Origin of the sequence: Streptomyces sp. NPDC058457 (assembly GCF_042720695.1) — a bacterium.
Taxonomy (GTDB): Bacteria; Actinomycetota; Actinomycetes; order Streptomycetales; family Streptomycetaceae; genus Streptomyces.
Genome location: NZ_JBHXLU010000008.1, coordinates 201025 through 204496 on the forward strand (window position 1 = coordinate 201025; position 3472 = coordinate 204496).

Annotated in this window: 3 protein-coding genes; 1 reads left to right on the forward strand and 2 read right to left on the reverse strand. The window is 68.0% G+C overall.

The window, feature by feature from the left end; all coding sequences use genetic code 11:
- Positions 1–67: 67 nt before the first annotated feature.
- Complete coding sequence (gene arc / locus ACFWPS_RS10005; RefSeq protein WP_383702979.1) at positions 68–1834, reverse strand: proteasome ATPase; 1767 nt, start codon at positions 1832–1834, stop codon at positions 68–70.
- A 527-nt stretch (positions 1835–2361) separates the two neighbouring features.
- Between arc and ACFWPS_RS10010 the strand changes: the two genes are divergently transcribed.
- Positions 2362–2667: a ferredoxin gene (locus tag ACFWPS_RS10010; protein WP_383702982.1), complete on the forward strand. Its 306-nt coding sequence runs from the start codon at positions 2362–2364 to the stop codon at positions 2665–2667.
- A gap of 55 nt (positions 2668–2722) precedes the next feature.
- Here ACFWPS_RS10010 and ACFWPS_RS10015 read toward each other — a convergent pair whose 3' ends face one another.
- Positions 2723–3304 carry a hypothetical protein gene (locus ACFWPS_RS10015; protein ID WP_383702985.1) on the reverse strand — a complete coding sequence of 194 codons (582 nt, stop codon included), beginning with the start codon at positions 3302–3304 and terminating at the stop codon, positions 2723–2725.
- Positions 3305–3472: the final 168 nt, after the last annotated feature.

Sequence of the window (3472 nt, forward strand, 5' to 3'; positions counted from 1 at the left end):
GTGTTTTGGCCTCAAACATCCGGGGGGGGGGGGGCCGGGGGGCGGCCCCCCCAAGCCGCCCTGTGTTTTACAGGTACTGTCCGGTGTTCGCCACCGTGTCGATGGAGCGTCCGGTGTCCGCGCCCTGCTTTCCGGTGATGAGGGTACGGATGTACACGATCCGTTCGCCCTTCTTTCCGGAGATCCGGGCCCAGTCGTCGGGGTTGGTGGTGTTGGGCAGGTCCTCGTTCTCCTTGAACTCGTCCACGCAGGCCTGGAGGAGGTGGGAGACGCGGAGACCCTTCGAGTTGTGGTCGAGGAAGTCCTTGATCGCCATTTTCTTGGCGCGGCCGACGATGTTCTCGATCATCGCGCCGGAGTTGAAGTCCTTGAAGTAGAGGACTTCCTTGTCGCCGTTGGCGTAGGTGACTTCCAGGAAGCGGTTTTCCTCGGATTCGGCGTACATGTGTTCCACGGCCGTCTGGATCATGCTTTCGACCGTGACCGACCGGCTGCCGCCGTGCTCTCCGAGGTCGTCGGAGTGCAGCGGGAGGCGTTCGGTGAGGTACTTGCCGAAGATGTCCTTGGCCGCCTCGGCGTCGGGACGCTCGATCTTGATCTTCACGTCGAGACGGCCGGGGCGCAGGATGGCGGGGTCGATCATGTCCTCGCGGTTGGAGGCGCCGATGACGACCACGTTCTGGAGGCCTTCGACACCGTCGATCTCGGCGAGCAGCTGGGGGACGATGGTGTTCTCCACGTCCGAGCTGACACCGGAGCCGCGGGTCCGGAACAGGGACTCCATCTCGTCGAAGAAGACGATGACGGGGGTGCCCTCGCTGGCCTTCTCCCTCGCACGCTGGAAGACCAGGCGGATCTGCCGCTCGGTCTCGCCGACATACTTGTTCAGGAGCTCGGGGCCCTTGATGTTGAGGAAGAAGCTCTTGCCGGAGGCCTGGCCGGTCACCTCGGCGACCTTCTTGGCCAGCGAGTTGGCGACCGCCTTGGCGATGAGCGTCTTGCCGCATCCGGGGGGTCCGTAGAGCAGGACGCCCTTGGGCGGGCGCAGTTCGTGCTCCTTGAACAGGTCCGGGTAGAGGTAGGGGAGCTCCACGGCGTCCCGGATGGCCTCGATCTGGCCGCCGAGACCACCGATCTGCTCGTAGCCGATGTCGGGGACCTCTTCGAGGACGAGCTCCTCGACCTCGCTCTTCGGAACGATCTCGTAGACGTAGCCGGAACGGGGTTCGAGCAGCAGGGCGTCACCGGGCCGGATGTTCACGTCCAGCAGCGGCTCGGCGAGCCGTACCACCCGCTCCTCGTCGGTGTGCCCCAGCACGAGGGCCCGCTCGCCGTCCTCGAGGATCTCCTTGAGGGTGACGATGTCGCCGACACGCTCGTACTCCATGGCCTCGACCACGTTGAGCGCCTCGTTGAGCATCACTTCCTGGCCGCGCCTGAGGTCGTCCAGGTCAACGCTTGGGCTCACGTTCACCCGCAGTTTGCGGCCGCCGGTGAAGATGTCCGCGGTGCCGTCCTCGTTCGCCGTGAGGAAGACACCGAAGCCGGCCGGCGGCTGCGCGAGCCGGTCGACCTCCTCCTTGAGGGCCACGATCTGGTCGCGGGCCTCGCGGAGGGTGTTCGCGAGTCGCTCGTTCTGGGCGGACACGCCGGCCAGGTTCGTCTGCAGCTCGACGATCCGCTCTTCGAGAATCCTCGTGTGTCGCGGAGAGTCGGCGAGCTTGCGTCGCAGGACGGCGATCTCCTGCTCAAGATAGGCGATCTGCTCGGACGGGTCGTCGGACCCTCGTCCCGGGCGGATGCCGCGGTTCATGTCGTCGTCGTGGGCTGCCACGGTCCTCACCTCCTCCAAGGGGAGCTGGACGCTTCCAGACCCTACCTGGGTGGGTGTCGATTGAAACCCCTAGATCACAAAGACTGTCAAGGTGTGTCGTCGGTCACCCATTGCGTTCTCCCTCGTGCCGGGTGGATACCCACTCAACGCGATTCAGAAGCGGCGTGTTCCAGGCTCGGAGTAGTCAAAACCCGTCGTGACTGACCGGAGTTGTCCGCTCCAGTGCCGGTTCAGGTGTTGTGCCCCGGTGGCGGATTTCTTACACAGAGCGACCGGTCGGATGTGACGCGTGATGACCGGAGTGGGTCGCGGGTTGGCTCAAGTCGATCGATCCGGTGGCCGGGCGCCGCCGTCCCGGGCGGTGGGAGGCGCCGTGCGCGCGGGCCGAGGGCGCACCAGGAGGGCGCACGAGGAGGGTGCGCGGGCCGTTGCGGGCCGGAGGTAGGGTCGAAGGCGTTCAACACCCGCCGGGGCGGGACCGGGTGACCCCCGGGTCCGGCCGCCCGGCGCTTTCGACGGCAGGAGAGATGACCGTGCAGCAGGAGGCCCTGGCCGGCGATGAGGCGCTCGAGGTCTGGATCGACCAGGATCTGTGTACGGGGGACGGGATCTGCGCCCAGTACGCCCCGGAGGTGTTCGAGCTGGACATCGACGGCCTGGCCTATGTGAAGGGCTCGGACGACGAGCTGCTGCAGACGAAGGGGGCGACGGTACCGGTGCCGTTGCCGCTGCTCACCGATGTGGTGGACTCGGCGCGGGAGTGCCCGGGCGAGTGCATCCATGTGCGCCGGGTCGCGGACCGTGTCGAGGTGTACGGGCCGGACGCGCAGTGACTTTCCGGCCACTGCGCGTGGTGCCGGCGTCGGGCCCGCCGGGTCGGCGCGGCCGTCAGACGCTGTGGGCGGCCGCCGGGGTGGAGCGGACGAACGCGTGGCCGTTCCACTGCCACTTGGCGCTGGACTTCAGATCCGGGCAGCAACTGGGCACATTGTCCGAGGAATAGCCGAGCAGGGTGGCGCTGACCGCTTTGCCGGAGACGGCGAAGTCGGTCACGGTGAGGCGGTCCTTGGGGTCGACCAGGGTGGCGACGACGCGGGGGCTGGTGGCACCGGCGGCCTGGGTGAGGACGTAGACACCGTCGGGCGGGGTGCCCATGGCCGAGTCGCAGTGGACCACCGCCACGGTTTCCGGCCTGCCGTCGCCGTCGAGGTCACCGGTGGCCTTCTTGACGACCAGCTCCTTCACGGGGCCGCAGTCGAGGGGGAAGTCCACGCCGGTGGTGCTGGGCGGCGCGGCGGCCGCGAGGGCGGGCTTCGTCTCGGTCCCGGCGGCGGGCTGCGCGGCTTTGGCCGAGCCCGGCTGGAAGAGGGACGACAGAGCGACGACGCCGGCCACGGCAGCAGCGGTGGCCAGCCAGTGCATGGGGCGGGTGTCGGTGTGAGCGAGCTCCGGGACCACGGATTGCTGCACTAGGAGTGTCTCCTGTGAGGCCTGTGCCGGTGGGGGTGGCCTGCATCGTGCCACACGTCACAGCGGGGAGGGAACGGCGGGGTGGGCTTTCGCGGACGGTGGGGTTCCGCGGTCCTGTGGTGGCGTCAACGGACGAGCGCCGCGGCCGAGTTCCGGTGGGGTCCGGGG